The following is a 23,823-nucleotide window of genomic DNA, read 5'->3' as shown; positions in this document are numbered from 1 at the left end:
TGTAAACATTCTATGAAATAGAAAAAAACATTTACTACTTTGATTTCGTAATTTTATAATAAGCTTTTGCTGTAAGTGTATATACGATTCCATATACAACGAAGAATACGAAAACTGTCATAATTGTACATATAATGTATAGACTCACGTTTGTGAAATTAAACATAACAAGTATTTTCCTTATGATTTCAAACGCAAAACATATATGGACAATCGCTAACAATATTGGCAGGAAAAATACAAGTAAAATCTGGTTTTTAATTACTGCCTTCGACTCGTCATCACTCATTCCCACTTTCTTCATAATCTCAAATCTCTGTCTGTCATCATAACCTTCGGATACCTGCTTATAATAAATAATCATAACTGTAGTAATCAAAAACATTGCCCCAATAAAAATACCAATAAACAGAATACTTCCATACAGCCCAAAGAAACTCTGTCTGCTTGTAAAAATATCTCCGACAATATCTATATGTGCAATTTGGGTTTTATCAATTTCATCCCGTAAGTTTGTGCAAAACTTTTCTTTATCAGCAAATTCTCCTTCTAAATTGAATCTATAATTAAAATGAATATTATTTTCTCCACCGTTTGTTAAATCTTTATTCATATTGTTTCTGATATCCCGCATACAATCCATGTCTGCAACAATAACATAGAACTGCTCATACACCTCTGAAAAGCTTTCTTTCTCCGGTAACCTGCTCAATTTCTTCTTTATTTTGTAGTCATTTCCTGCAATATTAATTATATCTGATGTAATTTCATTTTCTTTCGTCGTATATACGATAATTTCATGTTTCTCCAATTGAATATTGTCATCTAATTTACTTCGAACATCTTCTAAACACCTAACAGAAAGTGCTGTTATTGCCTGACCTGTTCCCTGATAACCCGGTATAAACTTATTCTCAGAAAATTCTCCTACGTTATAGAAATTATAATAAGTCTCCACATCCTGTATTTTGACATTGTATTTTTCTGCACGTTTTTCTAATGCCGGTTTTAACACGGAATAATCATAATGATGGTGCTTCAAATACTCATCATCATCACCAATTTCCTCAAATATATATGAGGTGTCTACATCTTTTGGAAATCTTGTCCTCAGTACATCCTCCATGCCCACATACAAAGATACCGTGGACGATAGAACAACTAATACACATGTACTGAGAATACATATATTTGCAAGTCCCACTGCATTCTGTTTCATTCGATACATCATTCCTGAAACAGTGATAAAATGTTTTTTGTGATAATAAAACTTTTTCTTCTTTTTTAATATCTTTAACAACGAAATGCTGACACTTAAAAATACAAAATATGTTCCCACGATAACACATAATACTGCCACAAAAAACGAACTTAACGCTGTTATCGGATTTTTTGTTGTAAGCGCCATATAATAACCAACCCCTAGCAAAACAAGACCTGCAATTGTCAATAGCCATTTTGCTTTTGGTTCTTTTTCACCCACATGTTCATTTCTTATTAATTCTACCGGCTTCAAGCGGCGTATCCTAAACATATTTAAAAGAATAATTGCGACAAATATACCTATAAAAACAATAATTGTAAATATAACTGCCTCTTTAGGAATCCCAAAGGTAAAGTTTGTCTGTAATTGAAGTAAGTTTAATAACACCATATACATTAATCTTGACAAAACAACTCCAATTAATATTCCCCCACCGATACAAATTGTTCCGATAATTGTAATTTCCCAAAATACTATTTTAGAAATATGCCTCTTTTCCATACCAAGCAAACTGTATAATCCAAACTCCCGACTTCTTCTCTTCATTAAAAAACCATTTGTATATATAAGAACAAATACTGAAAAAATTCCACAAACACCTATACCCAGACTTAAAATGGTCCTCATTGTACCTGCCCCAGGAAATAACGTATCGTCTGCCTGTACATGGACACTGTATAGCATATAAAATAAAGCGATAATTGCTATGGCTGAAATCGAAAATGGAATAAAAGTATTTTTATTTTTCTTTATATTCTGAAATGCTAATCTTCTATATAATCCCCTAGTCATGTATATCACCACCTGCTAATAACACTGTTAATGTGTCTGATATTTTTCTATACATTTCATCATTGGACATATTTGCCCGATATATCTGATGAAATATTTCACCATCTTTTATAAACAATACTCTTCCCGCATTAGATGCCGCTCTGACACTATGTGTAACCATTAATATTGTCTGTCCCTCGTCATGAAGATTGTCAAAAACACTTAATAAATCTCCAGATGATTTGGAATCCAATGCACCGGTTGGCTCATCTGCCAACAAAATATCCGGCTGCGTAATAATTGCCCTTGCTACAGCAACACGCTGCTTCTGTCCCCCTGATACCTCATATGGATATTTTTTTAAAATTTCTTTGATTCCAAGCCTTAAGGCAATGTCTTCCAACAGGGTTCTCATTTCTTTATATCCTTTTCCTGCCAAGACAAGTGGAAGATAGATGTTATCCTCTAATGAAAATGTATCTAACAAATTAAAATCCTGAAAAACAAATCCTAAATGCTCTCTTCGAAACTTCGCCAACATATCCTCTTTAATGGCTGTGGTATCACTGCCGTTTAGATATATCTCTCCTGCTGTCGGTCTGTCTACTGCTGCTAAAATATTGAGAAGTGTTGTCTTTCCTGAGCCCGACTCTCCCATAATAGCTACATACTCTCCCTTTTCTACTGAAAAATTAATATTTTTCAAAGCCTCCACCTTATTGCCACCAAATCTGGTTGTGTATACTTTTTTTAAATTATTTACCTGTAATAATTCCATTGTGGAATACCTCCTAGATTATTTATAAAAATTTGCAAATTTATTTTGTTTATGCCTCTAGTATACATGGGGAGCAATATATTTGCCTTAACTTCACCTTACAATTTTGATGAAAACCTTACAATTTTGTAAGTTTTCATTGACAATAGAATACCTTCAGGTATTATGACCTGAAGGTATCTTGGGGATTATATTTTTCTTTTTTATTATTTCACAATAATATTTTTATACTCAAATGATTTTTCTACATAAGAAGGATTTGAAACCTTCAAAATATTGTTATACAGATATGAATAACCTGCTTCATTATTCATTTTATTGTCCTGATAAAGCGTATCTGCAATATCATATACATTAAATGACTCCACATCACTATATACATATGAACCATCTTTCAGTTGTGCATATGCTCTGACATAAAGTGGCTCTGTATAAAATTCTTTATTCTTCACAAAGGTCATAGTCATAACATACTGCGAAATACTTCCACTCTGTGATAGTTTTCCAGCCGGTGTTGCTGCATAATCGTAAACATATGAATTATTACTATTTACAACCATATCATTTACAGATGCTTTCTTTGATACACCATAAATCAATCCAACTTTAACTGTCTCATTGTTATTATCATCTATATTATAGGCGACCCTATAACCCTCTTTTGTGGTACTAATCTGATATCCTGCTACTGACGCTTCCACTTTTTTTGTTACCTCTGATGTAGTAGGCTCCTCTGTCGGTTTTTCTGTTGGCTTTTCTGTTGGTTTTTCTGTCGGTTTCTCCGTTGGCTTTTCTGTTGGTTTCTCGGGTTCAGATGTTCCTCCATTTTTCTCAGTGATATAGGAACGGTTTAACCTTGATATTTCATTGTTAACTTCGCTAAGCATTGATAAGCCATTTATTTTAAAATTCTTTGCAGCCGAGAAACAACATTTCATCATGCCTGTAAATTCTACCGTTTCACCTTTTCCGAGAGCACTGCCGGACGTCAGTGTTACTTCTGTAAAGCTTCCTACATCCTTTGTAGTTGAAGTTCCTCCCCATCCACTTGTAAACAGACTTGACTTTGGTAAGTAGAAGCTGAAATTAAATCCTGCCGGTATTGTCTGGTCTGAATTATTTTTCACTTTAATAGAATATGTATAATTTGGATGGTCATATTTGCCGCCAAAATCGACGCTAAAATCTAATACATCATTTGTATAATCAATATCTGATGTAACTTTAGAAGCCCCGGCAGCTTTAAACTGGTCATGGAACATACTTGTAAGCGTATCACCTATAACATATTCCTGTTTTTGTTCATCATAGTCGTAATCACCATGCATAACCCAAATAAGAACACCACCTAAATTATTGTTATTAACATAATTAATTCTTTCCTGTACAGACTGTGTATCCTCGAATGTTAGGAATGTATTGTTTGTTGCATTCCAGATATGAGGTACTTTTCCAACATCATCCCAGTAGCGTTTATAATTGGAATTTTTATTCATTAAATTCATAACGTGCCATAGTGGATTGGCTCCCGCCGCTACTTCTTTTCCATTGTCATCAAGGTCACACCATAAATTCAGATTATCTGTGTTATTTGTAAGAGGTGAACCGGAAGAACCGTGAAGTCCATTCGTACCACCTGACACATTTGTCCACCCTCTTGTGTAATATGGAACACCCATAAGTAGTTTTTCAGACTGCACTTTACCCCGATAAAATTTATAAGACCAATCAAATCCCATTGTTTTTACTGCAAGTGGTATAGTCTCTGTATCTGCCGGGTCCGGATAAATATTTGCCTGATTTTCTACATGGTTATTCCATCCGCCATGAAAGTCATAAGACATGATAGAAACAAAATCAAGATAATCTAAGAAATCTGAATTTGTCTGTCCTCCAAGTACCCAGGAAGATGCAGATACCGCTGATGTTAACCAATAATATTTTCCATCTTCCTTGGATGCTTTGGCTATATCCTCACTCAAAATTTTGATAAACTGAGCATATCTATTGGAAATGCCCGGTCTGATTGACTCGATAAAGCTTGTATAATTTCCGGACTGAGCTGTCTCTGATGGAAATTCAAAGTCAATATCAATACCGTCAAATCCATATTTTCTAATGAACTTCACTGCCGATGCACTAAATTTTCTCATAGATGCTTCGTTTTGTGTAGCATACCAGAGTCCCTCAGATGCACCCCATCCTCCTGTAGAAATAAGTACCGTTACATTCGGATGCATTTTTTTGAGCGTATGCATGATATTGAACTGTCCATAATAACCAAGTGATTTATCCATCTCAATCACTTGTCCATCATGTACAAACTTTGTATCCTCAAATTTATTGTTGATATCATTTTCCGGGTCACCGACTTCAATCTCGCATGTTTCTTTGTTAACAATACCAAATGCATACTGAACATGTGTCAATTTATCCCACTGCAAATCTGCAATATTAAAATGCCGATGTGCATCAGAACCAATTGCATAACTCGGAAAATATCCAACTACTTTTTTATTATAATATGTAGATGGAAGCGTTACTCCGTGTATATTTGTTCCAACCTGCGGATTCAATTGAACCGTCGGTTTTCCTCCTGTTATAGTTCCACCCGGGTTTTCGGAATCTCCACCCGTACCTCCGGTACCCCCGGATACCAATTCCCAAGGTCCTCCTTTATCCGGTTCATCTCCCTGTGTCCACCATTTTGCCTTGTAAGTAGCCCCATTATACTCGACCTCTTCACCGCCGGTATATACTGTGCTACTGCTCCATGCGGCCGCCGCATATGCCACATTTGCCTGCTTACTTGTGAATCCTCCATGAACAGATAACATTGTTGTCATGAGCACAAGTACCATAAGTTGTGCGAAAGATTTTTTTATCTTTCTAAATTTTTTTGTCATAATGACTTCTCCTTCCTTCTTGGAATATAAAAACGAGTATCCCCCCTCTCATTTTAAATTCCAAAGTATATATATTCTAATAGTCATATTCCTGCATAAAATACAACTATCAAAATTCATATTTATGACAAATTCATATAATAATTCTTATTATTTTCGCTTTTATTTTTTCTTTCCGTATCCAATACTGCTATTATAACAATCATATTATTTCTTTACAACTTTTGTTATATTTTTTTGTACTTATTTTTTATTTTCCAAGTTTATACTAACCCTTGTACCTTCCCCTTTTTTTGAACTTACTTCTATATTATGATTCAACGGTGTTAAAATTTGCTTTGTTAAATACAGTCCCAGCCCTGTTGCTTTTTTATCTTTCCGTCCATTATACCCGGTATATCCCCTTTCAAATATTCTCGGCAAATCCTCCGGAACAATTCCGATACCTGTATCTTCTATAATAAGCTGTTTATTATTTAATGTTATATTTATGCTGCCCTGTTTTGTATATTTCAACGCATTTGATATCAACTGTTTCAATACAAATACAAACCACTTTTCATCCGTAATAACCCTTGCCCCCTCTGGAATATCTATTTTAATAGCAATTCCTTTAGAAATAAATATCCTTGCAAAATATTTTACCGCCTGATTTACCATATCTCTAATATTATATCCGGATAAAATATAATCGTTGCCATCACTCTCCAGCCTCAAATATTGCAGCATCATATCCTGGTACTGTTCTATCTCAAAAAGTCGATTCAGAATTTCTTTTCTGTTTTCTTCTTCCAGTTCACCTGCCAGCAGCTGCAATGCAGTCAGTGGTGTCTTAATCTGATGAGACCACAGCGTAACATATTCTGTCGTCTCTTTTTTAGAGCGAATAATATCATTTATCTCCTGATTCTTTTTAATTAACAATTCTTCTAAAAGATTTCTATAATCATCTTCTATGTTATTATCTGTATCCGGTAAGTTTTCCAGTGTTATATCTATATTATTTAACGCCCAGATAAGTGTTTTACGTTTTTTTCTATATTTTATATAGTCATATAGAAATATACATCCAAATAAAATCATTCCCAGCAGCAATGGGTACCACACAAATTTTAAATCAATACCACTCAAAATAAAAACAATGATAAAAATTGCTGTCCACAAAAAAGCTGCAAACACTATTTTCTTTCTATCGCTCACATAATTTCTAAACATATTTTCTCCGATTATTATTACCTTTTCTAATTCTGGTTTATGTAATATAAAATGACACTTAATTAGATTGTGCTAATTTTTCTACCTTATGTTTTACGCAATTATATTTCTTTATTTGAAAAAAACAAATACCACTAAAAATTAAAAGTAACGTTATTTCCAATCCCAATGAAAATACAGCAAGTATTAAATTATTATTTAAAATTGCTAGCCTTACCATGAATATAACCAATATAGAAAAATATATTATTCCTGCAAATATTTTACTTAAATATTTATTTAATTCCCAACTGAGGCTTCCGACGTCTGCATAATTTACAATACTCTCTTCTTCAATTTGTACATTTTGGAATTTTACATCGATTTGTGGTAGTGTAAAGCTCTCCTGAATTGAACTATATTTTGATTTTTTTATAAAAAATTCTATTTCCGGCTGGTCATCTTGTAGATAAAAAGATAATTTATATTCAAACCTAATAGGTGATACAAACACCAACCATTTATTTTCTATATTTAATAATAATCCATCAAACACAAAAAATATTATTGAGAAAATCCATCTGAAAATATAATTATATATTTTTCTATTTTTTTCATTCTTTTCAATTTTAATCACATGACTTCCTTTAGATATATCATTGATACTTATCTGACCTGATTTTTCGGTAATTTCTAATTTTTTATCATCTATATATAAACTAATTTCATCATATTCATCATAATAACACTTCAATAGCATAGCGCACCTCAAATAAATGTTTCTTTTTAAAAAACAAGACACTGTATATAAAAGAAAACAGTGCCTTGAATATTTTAAACACTCCTAATGATTTTTTTAATAATTTAAACATTATAGTGTATATAATACAATATATGATTCTTCACTTCAAATAAAAATATACTATAATTTTCCTCACTTGAATTTTCTTTCAGACAATAGTAATCGCCCTCGTTAATATCATTAATCTCAAAATCATATTTACTGCAATCCTCCATATATTCGTAGGGAAACTCACTAAAATATTTTTTTATTTCATCTATATTCTCTTTTGTTACAATTGAATAGTGTACACTTTGTTTAAATTTTTCGTCATCACTTTCACGATAAAAATACTTACAATAATCTACATAGTCTTGAAATCCATCACTATAATATTCTTCACAGGCATTATACCCTTCTAAAATTTCACTATCTTTAGAATCACATGCAGTTAGTAATATCATAAGCAACATAACATACAATGTTTTTTTCACAACAAAACTCTCCTTGTTCTTTCCTTTTGGGTATTTGCCTTATCTCCTGTATAGTAAAACACTTTATAATACTCTACATCTGAAATCATATGTATCTTCAAAAAACCTTTAATTTATATTCATTTATTATTACAGGCATCCGGCATATTGTATTCAAAACAAACTTTTTATGGTTCATTCATGCCTTTAGCCATTTTTTCAATAAATTCATCATCAAATTCATCCTTGTTCACCGATATTAATTCCATATCTTTATCATGGCTGCCAGTTCCCATATATATAAAGTATTGTTCTTTTTCTATTCCATTTATAGTAATCGGTTTCTTACCATAAATGACCCCGGTTGATAACCCCCCATAAACTTCTCCAAAATCCGAATCATCGCGATTCTCTAAATAAACCTCATAGTTATTTATATTAAATTGAATATCTCTCTTCATATTAAAGTCCTGCGTATTATATCCTATAAATTTAATATCATCACTTTCTTTGTCCGTTAACATGCAGTAATCTCCCTGAACCTCAAATCTCCACTCACTTGGAATTTTCAATGTACCTACATCTGGAACATCCACTTTAACCCAATTGCTATATTCATCTTTATTACTGCACCCTGTGATAAAAATACATAAGATAAAAAATAAAATATATACTCTTTTCATTAAAAATACCTCCTTGTAAGTTTTCAATTCACTTTCATTATACGCATATGATATAACTCTGTCATCTGTTTTTTCCGTTTTCCCCACCTGGAGTAATATAGGACAGCTGTCTTTCCCTGCTCAAAGTATTTTCCATAAATAAAAAAGGGTTAAATTATAAAATTAACCCTTTTCTTATGTAAAATTATTCACTGTCTAAAAATAATTTATGAATCATTATAAACAACACTTGCATCTTCATCTTTTATTGATGCTTTTCTTTTCACTTGAATACTCATTATCGTTATATTGATATGTAAATAAGATATATTGTAAGTCATCAAGTATGCTCAACTAAATACATTCCCAATTGCATAAAGAACTGCTCTAGTTCCCTCAGACTTAAACGAAGCTATCTAACATCTGAGGGAACATTTTTTACATTATATCTCTTCTCATCACAGGAATTTTTCCATTTTACCCATAACCTCTTTTTCTATTTTTACTAAATTATGTGCAACCTCTTTTGCTGTCTCGTCCGCATTGCGACAATCATTTTCATGCTCACATATAGATTGTATTCCCATATTACAGCCATCCATCATCAGTTTTGCTGCCTGATGGCTGTCACCCATAAATGACATCTTGACTTCAGTAGTAATTTTAGACATTGCTGCTGCCATTGGATTAGGGTCTTTTCCATCTTCCCCATCCTTTTTTAACAAATGATACGTCTGTGCTTTTATCTGACAATGCTTGTCCTTATACTCATCTATAATACTTTTCATTTCATTATCCGCAAGATTTTTTTCCACTCGTTCCATACTTTCGATTGCCATTTTACAACCCGAATTACATTCTTTTAGTAGATTTATACTATCCTCATTCATGACTTACTCCCTGTTTTACTCTATTTTTCTTTAGTATTTACAATATCCTGTTTTGTATTCGTTGCAATTCACAAACTCTATATCATATATCCTATTCCTTTTTTCGTCTTTACAAAATCTTCCAGTCCTATATCTTTTAGTTTTTTCCGAATCCTTGTTACATTTACTGTCAATGTATTATCATCAATAAAATTGTCACTATCCCACAAGTTCATCATTATGGTATCACGACTCACAACACTGCCCTCATTTTCCATCAATAGTGCGAGTATCTGAAATTCATTTTTTGAAAACTCCGCCTTCTGTCCATTGTATGATAATGTACCATCCAGCAAGTTTAAAATTGCTCCATCCTTCTCAATCACATTGACCTGACCGGCATACGAATAACTTCTCCTGATGATTGCTCCTACTTTTGCTGTTAAAACAGTTAAGTCAAAAGGTTTTGCAATAAAGTCATCTCCTCCCATATCCATTGCCATAATAATATTCATATTATCATTGGCAGACGATATAAATATTATTGGAATTTTAAATAATTTCCTAATCTCTGTACACCAATAAAATCCATTATAATAAGGCAAAGTAATATCCAACAAAATTAAATCCGGAGAAAAGTCTGAAACTTCTTTTAAAATATCGCTAAAATTTTCTGCTATATAAACATCATATGCCCATTTCTCTAAATGACCTTTTATCTTTTCCGCAATTGTATTATCATCTTCCACAATTAAAATTTTATATTTACTCTGCATCCTATTATCCTTTCTAAAATTGAAGAGTTCCAGCATTTATTAAACTGAAACTCTTATTTTTACTAATATTATCTTTTTGATTTCTCTAATTCACTTGTACAGTGTGGACATCTGTCTGCATCAATATGTACTTCAGATTTACAATGTGGGCAAACCTTTGTGGTAGGCGCTGACAGTACTCTATTTCTTGTTCTAATTCTATTCATTACCTTAACAAGCAAAAATACTACAAAAGCCATAATTATAAAATTCAGAAGCCCTGTAATAAATGTTCCATAATTCAGCGTGGCTGCACCAGCTTCCTGTGCCCGTTTTAATGTGGAATAATGTCTGCCATCCAAGGCGATAAACAGATTGCTGAAATCAATTCTTCCGGTAAGAATACTGATAAGCGGCATAATAACATTATCCACTAATGAGGTTACCAGTGAATTAAATGCCCCACCAATAATAACACCAACTGCTAAATCAATCATATTGCCCTTTAGTGCAAATTCTTTAAATTCTTTTAACATAATCTTATCTCCCGTATTTTAATAACTCCTTACTGTGAACAGTGATTTTGTCATAAACGTATTATAACACACTATAGTTACAGAATAAAACCTTACTTTACCGGAACAATTGTATTTCCCCACTCATAATTAACTGCTTTATAGTCCGGTGATACCTTTTTTAAAATTTTATTATACAAATAATCATGTGCACTTGCATTACTTGAGTTTGCATTCTGATAAAGCCAATCTGCCACATCATATACACAGCAGTCATGAACGTCACCGTATACATATGTTCCATCTTTTAATTTTGCATAAGCTCTCACATAAAACTGTGTACTCAGATATGCAACAGAATCTGTGTTAAACTGCATTGTCATAACATAGGTTGTAGTGCTGTCTTTCTTTCCTAAATTATAATCTGATTTGCCCTGCTCAGTTGCATCATGATTAAATACATTGCTGTTTGTACTATCGCAAACCATATCGTCCTCTGTCACCGAGCCTGCCAATCCATATATTAATCCAATACTATTTACTTCATCCTTCGGATTATCTACAGTATATAAAGTTCTTATACCTTCTGCTTTCATACTAATCTGATAACCATTTACGTCAATTTTCACTGAACTTGTAACCGGTTTTGTCGGTTCCGGAATCGTTGTCTGATATACTCCTTTTCCAATTGTACTCAATGTAGCACCGGATAATTCATTATGAATTAATTTTCCGCTGTACTCAGCAACCCCTACATTCTCAAAAGCAGCCGAAACGCTGGAATTACCTTTTGCATAAATACCATCCGTCGCCCCATAAATATTTGTATCCTTTATAGTTAATCCGGAAACAGTATTATAACCATCAATCAACACTCCCTCATAAGAACAGTCATATAATGTATTTTCTGTAACATTAAATGTAGCTGTCATCGGACTTTTTGTTGCCCATACCCAGATTGCTCCAACCGGATAATTATAATCCGTATGTAAAGAACCACATCTTACAAGAACATTTCCTTTTACGGTTGTTGTTCCTGAAAATCCCTTTGGCGTATCATAATCTGTTCCAATACATATACCGGAACCATTATTGATTGTATCATAAACACTGTTATACTGTACAATATTTCCGGAACCTCCATATACCGCAATACCATTTGCCAAGTTTGGACACTGCACTGTATTATACTCTATTGTATTATTGCAGGAATCTCCCTGCCAAGGCCAAATAGCAATACAATCGTCCCCTGTATTTCTAAAACTATTATTTCTCACAGTTGCATTATTCGTTGACGAACACAAATTAATTCCATCAGCATATGTGTTTCTAATTCTACATCCCTGAACTACAAGATTTGTTGTCTGGTAACTCCAAATGCCAACCTTCATATGTTCCATCCAAACATTCTGGATTGTAACATTTTCAGCATTTCCTTTTCCCTCAAAACCTGCCAAATCCTCCGCATCTTTTCTCACCGTAGCTGTACCTGTCATCGCAAAGTCATAAAACTTACATGTTCCGGTATAACCGAATGCCGCACCGGCGCCAACAAGGTTGGAGTACCACATGCCTGCACCTCTGATTGTCACACCATTTACTTCAATGATTCTCTTTTCTTTCAATTCAAAAGTTCCTTCCGGAATCCAAACCTCTTTTCCCTGACTCTTTGCCGCCGCTATACAATTTACAATAGCTGTATAATCATCATTCCCATCGCCAGCTACAGCGCCATAATCTGTAATAGAAAGACTGCCGGCCGGCTTAATTTTTGCATTCTCAACCAATTCACATTCAATAAAATCTATAATATAATATCCTGCGGTATCTTTACTATCTTTCTGTAATTTAATTTTTGTTCCCTTTGCTAAAGTACCATCCGTAAAAAATACTCTGGACTCATCAAAAAAACGATGAGCCTTTCCCTCAGACGGTGAATTGCTATATGGATATCCTCCATAAATCCATGCATATTTTGACGTCAGGCTTAAATCCTGTTTCTTTACTCCACCTACATACATACTCAGGCTTGCATTGATTCCTGAACCGTCTGAATTGTCAGGCATGCAATATCTGACAACCATAGCGTTTGCCGCTTTGTCCAATGTAAATTCAACAAAATCCCCTGTATTTACCAACTTAACAGCCTGACGTCCACTTGCCTCTGACTGAATATCTGTACGGTATGTTCTGCTTTTAGAAAGCACCTTGGCATTCGTTACCGCTTCCTCTGCCTCATATACTGTATAAGGAAGACTTGCACCCGCTCCATTTAAATCAACTTCATAATTCAAATCTGTATTACCGGAACCACTGCCGCTTGTTTCCGTCTCCTGTTCTCCACCGGAAATACCCATAGCTTTCTCAGCTTCCCCTGCTGAAGAATATTTCGCATCTGTAACAGTTGTTAAATATACGTTAGTCCTGTCCGATATGTAATTCTCAGTTCTTCCTGACTCATCACTGTTTGTCAAAATAATATTAAATGGCGTAGAAGAAGCATCTGCCGGAACATCAATTTTCCACCACTGATTCCCTATATTTTCAGCCGTTTTTCCGGGCCAGCCTCCCAAAGCCTCACCTGCCGAGCCATATACATAAGCATTTACTACAGACCAATTCCCCGTATTTAAAAAATAAATGCTTGTAGTCGTGGCTGCACTCACGTTTTTTGTATCAGAAATATAAATTCCGGATACAAGCATACATAAACAAAGTATGTACGCAAATACTTTTTTCATCCTTTTGTTACTCATCATTCTCTCTACCTCTCAACAAAAATTGATATGGATTTTTTATCCAGTATCTAACAATATTTTAGCATTCTCTATTCCTTATGAGTATGTGTCATTTTTTTAGCAGCTCTCTTTTTTTTAGTGCAAAATATAAAAAGAAACCGCGAACGAAAATATTTTCATTCGTGGTTTCCCATTCACTTACTCAATCTATAGCTATTTTTTAATTTTAACTTTTTTAGCTCTTGACCATTTCTTTCCTATATAGGACTTTCCTCCTACAATCTTAACTGCCTTAGCTCTCACATATAATTTTTTCTTATTTCTCAGTCTCTTGCTTTTTACTGTAAATTTTGCTTTTTTGAACGTTTTCTTTACAAGCACTTTTTTAAATTTCTTAGATGTTGAAATCTGTATCCGATATTTCTTTGCACCTTTTACTTTTTTAAGAGAAATTTTTACCTTCTTGCCGGCTTTTTTCTTTGATGCCGACTTAACTTTCACTTTCGGCACGCTCACTTTCTTAGATTTTGTTGGTCTGTCCGTCGGCAATACTGTTGTTTCATCTGATTTTGTTGATGTTTCTGTCGGTGCTTCCGTTGTCTGTTGATTTTTGATGTAGTCCGGGTCAGGTATTGTAGCTGTTGTCACAAAAGATACATTTTGTACTTTTATATTTACAGCTTCACCATTGGATACCGGGTCATCCCCATTATTATCAATACCCATTCCAAACTTAAGACTTATCATGCCATCAAAATCCTTTGGAATTTCCACATCTGTCTCATAATGATATGGTTCTCCTGCTTTTAAGTAAACATAGCCACCTGCAATTGCCTCTTCTGCATCATCCGCAACTTTTACAAAAATCTTTTTGTCTTTATCTGATGTAATCGTACATTGATATTTATAAGTATTTCCGGCATAATACTTTAAATTTAAAAGCTGTCCCTGTATTCCCCATATGCTGTCCTTGTCACCTCTGTTTCCTACAGATGTTGCATTGATTGTAAATCCATCAGTTGTTGAGCCATTTCGTGTTAACGTTCCGCTTGCTCCGGTCCATCCGTTTCCAAAAAAGCTTCCCCACTGTCCATCATAGGAAGCTACTGCATCCTCGGTAACTGTCACATAAGGACCATCATATTCTGTCGTCGGAGCTTCTTCTTTTTGTGAAACTCTAACCCAGTCCACATACATAACCGCAGTCTTATAATCATCCGGCGCTGTCTGACCTCCTGTATAAGGAGTCTGCGTACCTCCAATTGCAAGATTTAATAAGAAATACTGATACTGCTGGAAACAATAATTATTTTCTTCGTTAAATCTCTGTGTGTGGAATGTTTTACCATCAACAGTCCACTCTATATGTTTCTCATCCCAAATAACACCATATGTATGCCAGGCTGTAATTCCATTATTCACATTATCAGTAAAATAGTAATCACCACCCTTATAAGAATGGTCATATGCCCCACCAAATCCGTTTGGATTCCAATGAATACATCCGCCCACATTACTTCTGTTATTGGCATGTTCCATAATATCTAACTCACCACAATCAGGCCAGCCGCCTTTTTCTCCCATCATCCAAAATGCCGGCCATACACCTGACTGATTACCATTTTCAACTCGTATTCTCGCTTCCATCTTTCCGTATTTAAAACTCTTCTTCCCTCTCGATATAATACGTCCTGATGTAAACTTCTGCCCACCATAGTTTTCTTTCTTTGCAATAATCTGCAAATATCCGTCAGACACTTTTACATTATCTGTTCTGTTTGTATAATATTCAACTTCTCCATTACCCCATCCCCAGTTTCCATTTCCAATTTCATAACTCCAAGTGTTTGTGTCCAAAGATGTCCCATTAAATTCATCACTCCAGACTAATTTCCATTCCCCTACTGCCGCATTAACATCCGCGCTCTCCTTGTCAGCAATCACAATTCCCGAAACAGTCATTGCAAGTGCAAGCGTACATGATAATGCCCACTTAAAAACTTTTCTCATAACGCCTCTCCAATCTTTCATTTTAATGTTGGTTTCTTATATGTATATATAAACAAATAAAATTGTTTTTATCAAGATGTTTTGTTTATTTTACATAAAAAAGTTGATGAATTTATGATTTTTTCCTGTTATTTTGCTTAAAATTGGAAATATATTCCAGTTTTTTCTCTTCTGCTTACCAATCATAATCATTGTATAAAATTAATATATTTCATTTAGATAATATTTATTGTATACTTTATTTGTGAGCAATTCTTTTATGTTTTGCTTTCAAAATCTAAAAAGTATTTTGAAAGGATTAAAAAAATGGATTACGAAAGTCTTGGAGCTAAAATCAAAGAATTAAGAATTAGCATGGATTTAACTCAGGCTCAAGTAGCAGAGGCATTAAATGTCACGCCAGGTTACATCAGCAATGTTGAAAACAACAGAACGGCAATGTCTCTTAGAATACTTATTTATTATGCCCAGCTAATGAACATCACTCTTGATTCTCTTGTTGGACGCGTAGAACCTGAATACGCAACAACTGCTCTTGACAATGAACTTATGGAGCTTATTGGCAAGATGGGCGATGAAGATAAACTTAAACTTATAAAAACCATTAAGATATGGGCAAAATAAATATATTTTATTCATAGGAACTACCGGAGGCGGCATCAAACGCATTCCGGAATTGTATGCGATTATAAAAAACAATTCAGCAGTCGAATTGCTTTTCCATATCGCTTATACAAAAAAGAAGATTATGCAAATGCATAATCTTCTTTTTATTTTATGAAAATTTATGGTTTCACTATAATGTCACCCCAGTTATAATCTATCTCCTTATAAGATGGATTCACAACACTTAAAATGTGATTGAACAAATAGCTGTGTCCTGAATAGGTATTCATTTTTCTATCTTTATATAAGGAATCTGCAATTTCATAAACTGTATAGGAACGCACATTACTATAAACATATTGTCCGTTCTTTAACTGTGCATATGCCCTTACCAGCATTTTCTCACTATAATATTGTGCAGAATCTATAAACTGCATTGTCATTGTAAAGCTCTGACCATCTTCAAAGGTGCTATACGACACCGGACTTCTTCCAATTTCTGTGGACTGATAACTCATTACAGCTTTATTTGTACTATTTACGACCATATCCTCATTAGATACATAACCAGCTACACCATATACCAGACCGGAACTTAATACTTCTTGATTCGGGTCGGAAATAGAGTAGATGACTCTATGTCCTCCAAGAGTAGTGCTTATTTGAAATCCATTAATTTCAATGCCAAACTCTTTTGGTAAAGTCGTCGGTTCTTCCGTTGTCGGTGTCTGCGTTGTTTCTTCTGCCTTCTTTGCGAATGTAAAATCTGACACATTGCATGCACCACCATCTGAAACCAGAGTTAATTTGTATGTTCCTTTCGCCGCAAAAGTTATATCTGCTGTATGTTCAATAAATGTTGTCCATGAACTACTTGCCGTGATAGGGACTGTTGCCACTGCGGCATCATTTAATTTTATAACGATATTCTTGGCATTCCACTGTGCGTCACCTGCCGCAAGATTCAGCTTTATACTATATGTTCCCTTTTCTGTCGCTTTTACATAATAATCAAGATATGAATCATTGTTTAGATTTCCGGCATAAATTGTATTCCCTGATGTCTCTAATGTGATTCCTGATGATTTGTCACCATAAGCATTCACTTTTACTGTTCCAGGAATATCTGTTACTGTTGCAGACGTTCCGCCCTTTCCAACAACTGCTGTTGCAGAATCATAAATTGCATTTAATAGACTGAGATTTGAGTTTGTGGAATCCTGACTTATTTCCCAAATCATAATACCGCCGGCATTTTCTGCTGCATATTTTGCTTTCTGCTTCATTGTATTAATACCATTATAATATACTGTTGTACCATCAATCACTGCAGAATCCTTATATGCATTTGCCGAATCTTTTGCAACAACATCCGCATAAGATGCCCAGTTTGGTCTCTCATAGAATGGAACACCAAGCACTACTTTCGATGCATCTACCCCTCTTGTGCCATGCCAGTAGTTAAACGAATTGACAATCAGACTGTATGGTGAATGTCCTGCTCCACTGTCTCCGTCATATGCCATCACATTAATCCAATCAACCATGGACAATACCTCATCTGTCTGATAAGTTCCACCTGTTGCCTGAACTGCTGATGTTAATAACTTCCCTCTCTCTGTAAGACCTGCTCTCAAATACCTCATAAATGATGTAAACTGACTTGCTGAACTTGCTGTCGGATATTCCCAATCTATGTCGACACCATCAAATCCATACTGGTCTACCATGGCAAGAATTGCATTTGCCAGTGATTGACGTTTCGCATCAGTATTTGTTGCGTTCTCAAACACTCTTGCACATTCCCTTCCATCTGAATAAGACCATCCTCCTACCGCAACACTTACTTTTACATCATTCGCATGTGCCGCTTTGATAAGACTGTTAATTACACCTGCTGAACCTGCCACAGAATCTATTGTTCCATTATCGTTTGGCAGAGCAAACGAATAATTTACATGTGTCAGCTTATCCCACTGCACTCTTGATGTATAATCTCCATACCAATTTGGATAATATGCTACTGCTCTAAAATTTTTGCCATACTTTCCACTGTATGTAGGAATTTTTACACTAACCTCTTCCTCCTGTGACGTCGTGGTTTCAGGATTTTTTTCCGTCTGCTTTTCCGTTGTAGGCTCAGGCGTTTTTGTGGTTTCTTCCGGTTTATCTCCTCCATTTACCTTTGGAAGCGCTGATGCATCTTTTGCCTCAAAAGTCAGCTTTTCCCATGTTCCCACAGTTGCACCGATAGCATGAAGTATCCCTGCTCTCGTATCATTAATATCCGCCTGAACATAATAGTTATTTACATATGTTCTCAATGCGTAAGTGCCGTCGCTATTCTGCTCTAAATAGAATTTTTCCCATGTTCCAATCTGATTACTTCTAGGCAGTATCGGATTTTCTGAATCCGTATCATCAAACACGGCACAGAGATATTTATTGTTTGCTCTTGACTGGAATGAAACCGTTCCATCCGAATTGTAAATCACACGAAACTGCTCCCACTCACCACCTGAACTTCTATCTGCAACCAATGCGGACTCTCCGTAATCTTCTGCACACACATATTTTCCATTGATACCTGCCTTGATAGAGAAATAACTGTTATCATCAAAAGCTTTATCAGCCATTACTACCGTTCCCGGAAGCTTCGTTCTCATATTATTATAAGTAACTCCCCTGTCATTTACATTCGTTCCGACACTGCTACTGCCCCAGATTCTTCTAATATCTGATTCGGAAGTAGATGATGGAGTCACTTTTTCATTTCCTGCTTCATGGTAGATTCCCCAGCTTCCCATTCCTCTGGATTTATAAGACCAGTTTGTATAATGCCATCCTGCCTTGTTCATCTTTTCAAGAACATATTTCCATGAAGATGCTCCATCAAAACAGTTAAACTCTCCAATATATGTTGGTACACCATAATTTGCATTATTTACACTATTTACAAGATTATCAATTGCGTTCTTTTGTCCGTTATAATTTGCATCTGTATCTGCTACATAGTCCCAAGGATAATGGTGATATTCATATACAACATTCGTCCATCCATATCTTGTAGGATTTGGTAAATTTCCTGCTCCCCAACAGGATTCCATAATAACAATATGGTCCGGGTCTACAGAACGAATCGTATTATACATCCTATTATAGAAATTCCAATGTCTCTCACCGGTTGTTCCTGCCTTTTCGCCAGGTTCATTTAAAGTGTCATATCCTGCTACAGCAGGATTTCCCACATAATGCTGTGCTACTACCTTCCAAAGTTCTAATGTCTGACTCATAAGTGATTCATTACTAAAAAATGTGACATCCGACGCATTGTTAATTACCTGACCGGAATGGTCCTGCCCATTCTGCGAACCAAATGCACCATGAAGGTCTAAAATAACATATATCCCTCTCTTACTACATTCACTGACAATCCAGTCAAGCCTAGTAAATGCATCACTTCTCAAAACCCAGTTACTCCCCGATTTTTTATACAGATTCATATAAGTAAAAGGAACTCTGATAACAGACATCCCCATATTTTTACAATTATCTAAATCTGCCGTTGTAAAATAATTACTCTCATAGTAGTCCAAAAGTTCCAACGCTTTATCCTGACCAAACCGATTTGTCAATGTTTCTAAAATCTCCTTTTGGTCTTTGGCATTTGTAGAACTCATCCAACTTTCCTGAACAAACAAATTACCTATATTGGTTCCTCTTAGATAAATATTGCTCCCTTTTCCGTAATTATTTTTAATATAAGTCCCATCACACTTTAGAAAGTCATTCTGCGTAAACCCCGAATCCGCAGCTTTTACTTCCTTTTTCGTATCCCCAATCAGGTTCATACCTGCACAGAGTCCAATGCTTAAACACAAAATTAATGTGATAACCATGACTCTTCTGCCAATCTTTTTAAGATAGCCCATGTTTCCCTCCATTCACCATCGCTTATCATTCACAATGCGATGGATTTTAATGTTTTACTCTACAATATAAAATTATATAAATTTATTGGCAAAATAGCCATATTAAAAAACTATTTTTACGCTATTCCCGGCATTTTCGTGAAAAGTAGTTTTAAACGCCATTATTTTTTTGTACATTTTTTACAAAATTCCTCTATATTTTTTCGTGTTTTTTGATTTATAATGCAATAAAAGGCTAAAAACATTTCAAAAATGTTTTTAACCTTTTTTGTATTTTTAGATTTAATATATTGACATATTTTCTATTCGCCTGACATTAGTTTTTTTATTCCCCGTTTCAGTCCATCCACAGTTAATGGATACATATCTACTATTTCTTTAATCATACGTTCCGATGCCATCCAGTACATTCTTGTCAAATCTCCATGATATGACGGATTCAGCCATATACAGTTAGGATATTTCTTTTTAAATAACTGCATCCACTCATGTCCTGAAAGACCATCATTTGGACCACTGTAATTACCGTTCTTATCCAGATATTCTTCTTCTGCCATCCCGGCATCCCCCACAATAATGACTTTATAATCTTTATCATAATTTTTAAACGCCCATGTAGTATCAATCCAGTCACCATGAACACATTCCGGAGTTTTATAAAGCCTTGCATAAATGCAGTTGTGAAAATAATAGGTTTTGACATCCTTAAAGTGATTTGCTTTATGAACCGCCTGAAACAGCTCGTTACAAAGTTCACTATATGGATACATCGAACCACCACTGTCAAATAATAACATTAACTTTACCGTATTTTTTCTGGGCTGCTCAAACTCTAATTTCAGATATCCGCCTCTATTACATGTAGAATTTATTGTTTCGTCAATATCCAATTCTGTTTTTGGCAAATCAAGTTTTCTGGAATATTGTCTCAATTCCCTAAGCGCCACCTGAAACTGTCTCATTGTCAGTTTTTTATCTCTACGGAAATCCTTATAACGCCGCTCTCCCATCACTGCAAAAGCTGTCTTCATTCCGGAATGATTTCCCAATTGTATTCCACCGGCTGTCCTTCCGTTTTTTCCAAATGGGGAACCTCCACCTGTTCCTATCCAATAATTTCCTCCATTGTGCTCTGTATGCTGCTCACCCAATCTTTCGCGAAACATTCTGTGAATTTCAGTTGCCTCTTTTTTTGTTCTTGTATCCTTATATAGCTCAGGATTCGTCAGCTGAACAATATCACTGTCATTGTGAAGCCATGCATTTAGTTTTTCCATATTTAGCTTATCTTCTTTTATATTTTTAAAATACTCTAAAAATGCAGTATCTAACTTATCATAATCACCCTCGTTTTTTACAAAAATTGTTCTGCAAAGATAATAAAAATCAGTAAAACTGGAATTTGCCAAACCTTTATTAAGAGCTTCCATCAGGGTGAGCCACTCTGTTGTCGATATATCCAGTCCGTTGCTTTTCAAAGTATAGAAAAAGGGAGTAAACATATGATTCTCCTTTTATAAATTAATTCTCTTTACGGTTTCTAAATCCTCATCTTTCTTTATCAATACACCGAGATACGGCAGTTTTCTCTCAATGTCTTCCGGATTTATCCCTCCAATCATAAGCGCTCTAAGCCAGTCAATAAATTCAGATGTGCTAGGCTTCTTTCTCATATCTCTTATATTTCTAATTCTATAAAATGCATTCATCGCCTGTTCCAATAGATTTTCTTCCAGATTTTCAAAGTGAGCATGAACAATCTGTTTCATTAAATTTTTATCAGGAAAGCTAATATAATGAAAAATACATCTTCTGAGAAATGCATCCGGCAATTCCTTTTCTGCATTAGAAGTGATAATCACAATCGGTCTTATTTTTGCCTTTACTGTCTCTTTTGTCTCATTAATATAAAACTCCATCTTGTCCAATTCCCACAGCAAATCATTTGGAAACTCTAAATCGGCCTTGTCAATTTCATCAATCAATAACACAACCTGCTGTTCTTTTTTAAATGCTTCTCCCAGCTTCCCAAGTTTAATATATCTGGCAATATCATCTACACCCTCAACACCAAACTGACTATCATACAATCTCTGTATTGTATCGTAAATATAGAGCCCGTCCTGTGCCTTCGTCGTTGATTTTATATTCCATATCAGAAGTTCCTTGTCTAGTGACTTTGCGACAGCTTCTGCCAGCATAGTTTTTCCCGTTCCCGGCTCTCCTTTTATTAACAATGGTTTCTGCAATTCCATTGCCACCTCTACGGATGCCATTAAATCGTCCGCTGCCACATAAGTATCTGTTCCTGTAAATCTTGTTTCTTTTGACATTCCATTTTCCTTTCAAATTATGCTCTTAATGTTTGTAAAAATATTCTATTAAATTTTATTCATATCTTCCAAATATTTCTTAGTAAAAATTAGTATAACAAAAAAACAAAATAAAAACCACAAGGTACTATTAAAGGAGAAAAAATAATATCTTGTGGTTCTCATTTTTTATTTACTTTTTAATCTGTATAGGCAAAGTCTTCTACTAATTTATCATTCGACTTGTAGTATAATTTTCCATCTCTTGAATAAAATGTTTTGTTCTCTTTATCACACAAAACATAAACTACCGGATGGTAAAATGTTACCTTATTCGCTCCCCTTTCTTTTGGATAATAAGTATCCATATCTATATCCACTATTTTATTTAATTCTTTCCCAATATGTAATGTAAATGCTACACTTTTTATATCATACTCAAAATCATTGTCAGATAGTGTGCTCTCTTCCATACAATAACTAATTTGTTGTCCATCTTTTTTTAAATAATAACTGTCCGGAAATAATATCCTAAACGGTCCCGGTGCACCGCGGCCAGAAAATCCCCCCAGCCTGCTGACAGTCTTTCCATTCACTTCATCCGGTATTACGATATCCCTATGTTCATCTTTTCCATCCCAGATACAGGATGAAACATATGCACAATTCGCTAAGCTGTTACATTCAAAATATATATTATTTTCTTTAATAGTTTCATTATAGTACAAACATAATTCTAATCTCACATAAAACCACCAAAATAGAAACAGAGATACAAACAGTACAAATAAAATACCCAATGCTATCTTTTTCTTTAATGAAAATCTGTTCAATTAATTTCCTCCTTTGTTTCCCATTTCCATGCTCTCCCCTGCCATTCTTTTTTGTTAAGTATTAAATCAAACCCTCTTATTAGTAAAAACGAGAAAATGCTTCTTTTCGGAACACTTTTAGAAAAAATATTTAATTTTTTTCTAAATAATATAAACTACCTTATACTTCTACAAAAAAATGCAAATCACTTTCTTTTCATATAAAAAACTGCCACACCAATGTCCCTAACTCATTGATATGGCAGTCCTTTTACTTTAATTGTTTTCCAAAATGTTCATACTCCTAATGTACTGTGTACTTTTATCATTTGTACTTTTCTGAATCTGCTTTACCCCTAAAAATTCGGCTCTAAACTTTACTTGGGGGTAAAGTTTAGAGCCGTATTCATTATCTATATAAAAAAAGTAGGCACAGGAGCCC

The 23,823-nt window shown here is 34.5% G+C and carries 17 protein-coding genes; 1 reads left to right on the top strand and 16 read right to left on the bottom strand.

Annotation, left to right across the window (positions count from 1 at the left end; all coding sequences use genetic code 11):
* Positions 1 to 34: 34 nt before the first annotated feature.
* The 12 genes from Q5O86_RS03515 to Q5O86_RS03460 all read right to left on the bottom strand — a co-directional run bounded on the left by Q5O86_RS03515 (position 35) and on the right by Q5O86_RS03460 (position 15,719).
* Positions 35 to 2,056: an ABC transporter permease gene (locus Q5O86_RS03515; RefSeq protein ID WP_302625767.1), complete on the bottom strand. Its 2,022-nt coding sequence runs from the start codon at positions 2,054 to 2,056 to the stop codon at positions 35 to 37.
* Positions 2,049 to 2,816: an ABC transporter ATP-binding protein gene (locus tag Q5O86_RS03510; protein WP_302625766.1), complete on the bottom strand. Its 768-nt coding sequence runs from the start codon at positions 2,814 to 2,816 to the stop codon at positions 2,049 to 2,051. Before Q5O86_RS03510 ends, Q5O86_RS03515 begins: the two co-directional genes overlap by 8 nt.
* Before the next feature lie 206 nt (positions 2,817 to 3,022).
* Positions 3,023 to 5,722, bottom strand: coding sequence for a glycosyl hydrolase family 18 protein (locus tag Q5O86_RS03505; RefSeq protein ID WP_302625765.1), 2,700 nt, complete (start codon positions 5,720 to 5,722; stop codon positions 3,023 to 3,025).
* Between the two features lie 243 nt (positions 5,723 to 5,965).
* Positions 5,966 to 6,937: a HAMP domain-containing sensor histidine kinase gene (locus tag Q5O86_RS03500; protein ID WP_302625764.1), complete on the bottom strand. Its 972-nt coding sequence runs from the start codon at positions 6,935 to 6,937 to the stop codon at positions 5,966 to 5,968.
* Between the two features lie 58 nt (positions 6,938 to 6,995).
* Complete coding sequence (locus Q5O86_RS03495) at positions 6,996 to 7,670, bottom strand: hypothetical protein (RefSeq protein WP_302625763.1); 675 nt, start codon at positions 7,668 to 7,670, stop codon at positions 6,996 to 6,998.
* A 110-nt stretch (positions 7,671 to 7,780) separates the two neighbouring features.
* Positions 7,781 to 8,191, bottom strand: a complete 411-nt coding sequence (locus Q5O86_RS03490; protein WP_302625762.1) for a hypothetical protein — start codon at positions 8,189 to 8,191, stop codon at positions 7,781 to 7,783.
* Between the two features lie 167 nt (positions 8,192 to 8,358).
* A complete protein-coding gene (locus Q5O86_RS03485) occupies positions 8,359 to 8,853 on the bottom strand; it encodes a hypothetical protein (RefSeq protein WP_302625761.1) in 495 nt (164 codons plus the stop codon).
* Between the two features lie 437 nt (positions 8,854 to 9,290).
* Positions 9,291 to 9,722, bottom strand: a complete 432-nt coding sequence (locus Q5O86_RS03480) for a hypothetical protein (RefSeq protein ID WP_302625760.1) — start codon at positions 9,720 to 9,722, stop codon at positions 9,291 to 9,293.
* Positions 9,723 to 9,799: 77 nt separating this feature from the next.
* A complete protein-coding gene (locus tag Q5O86_RS03475; RefSeq protein ID WP_302625759.1) occupies positions 9,800 to 10,477 on the bottom strand; it encodes a response regulator transcription factor in 678 nt (225 codons plus the stop codon).
* Positions 10,478 to 10,545: 68 nt separating this feature from the next.
* Positions 10,546 to 10,992 carry a large conductance mechanosensitive channel protein MscL gene (mscL, locus tag Q5O86_RS03470; RefSeq protein WP_302625758.1) on the bottom strand — a complete coding sequence of 149 codons (447 nt, stop codon included), beginning with the start codon at positions 10,990 to 10,992 and terminating at the stop codon, positions 10,546 to 10,548.
* Positions 10,993 to 11,084: 92 nt separating this feature from the next.
* Complete coding sequence (locus tag Q5O86_RS03465) at positions 11,085 to 13,730, bottom strand: right-handed parallel beta-helix repeat-containing protein (protein WP_302625757.1); 2,646 nt, start codon at positions 13,728 to 13,730, stop codon at positions 11,085 to 11,087.
* Positions 13,731 to 13,922: 192 nt separating this feature from the next.
* Entirely contained in the window at positions 13,923 to 15,719 is a 1,797-nt protein-coding gene (locus Q5O86_RS03460; protein WP_302625756.1) for a glycoside hydrolase family 16 protein, read from the bottom strand.
* A 306-nt stretch (positions 15,720 to 16,025) separates the two neighbouring features.
* On the opposite strand from Q5O86_RS03460, the gene Q5O86_RS03455 reads away from it, so the two are divergent.
* Positions 16,026 to 16,343, top strand: coding sequence for a helix-turn-helix domain-containing protein (locus Q5O86_RS03455; RefSeq protein ID WP_302625755.1), 318 nt, complete (start codon positions 16,026 to 16,028; stop codon positions 16,341 to 16,343).
* Positions 16,344 to 16,504: 161 nt separating this feature from the next.
* Here Q5O86_RS03455 and Q5O86_RS03450 read toward each other — a convergent pair whose 3' ends face one another.
* From Q5O86_RS03450 to Q5O86_RS03435, 4 genes are all read right to left on the bottom strand, one after another.
* On the bottom strand, positions 16,505 to 20,257 hold the full coding sequence (locus Q5O86_RS03450) for a glycosyl hydrolase family 18 protein (RefSeq protein WP_302625754.1): 3,753 nt from the start codon (positions 20,255 to 20,257) through the stop codon (positions 16,505 to 16,507).
* A 302-nt stretch (positions 20,258 to 20,559) separates the two neighbouring features.
* A complete protein-coding gene (locus Q5O86_RS03445) occupies positions 20,560 to 21,759 on the bottom strand; it encodes a VWA domain-containing protein (protein WP_302625753.1) in 1,200 nt (399 codons plus the stop codon).
* A 12-nt stretch (positions 21,760 to 21,771) separates the two neighbouring features.
* Entirely contained in the window at positions 21,772 to 22,590 is an 819-nt protein-coding gene (locus tag Q5O86_RS03440) for a MoxR family ATPase (protein WP_302625752.1), read from the bottom strand.
* 179 nt (positions 22,591 to 22,769) lie between these two features.
* The gene (locus tag Q5O86_RS03435; RefSeq protein ID WP_302625751.1) at positions 22,770 to 23,402 is read right to left on the bottom strand and encodes a hypothetical protein; all 633 of its coding nucleotides are present in this window, start codon (positions 23,400 to 23,402) and stop codon (positions 22,770 to 22,772) included.
* Positions 23,403 to 23,823: the final 421 nt, after the last annotated feature.

Origin of the sequence: uncultured Eubacterium sp. (assembly GCF_937958975.1) — a bacterium.
Taxonomy (GTDB): domain Bacteria; phylum Bacillota; class Clostridia; order Lachnospirales; family Lachnospiraceae; genus Eubacterium_G.
The sequence above is the reverse complement of the archived record's forward strand: the minus strand, read 5'-3'. Positions and strand labels throughout refer to the sequence as shown.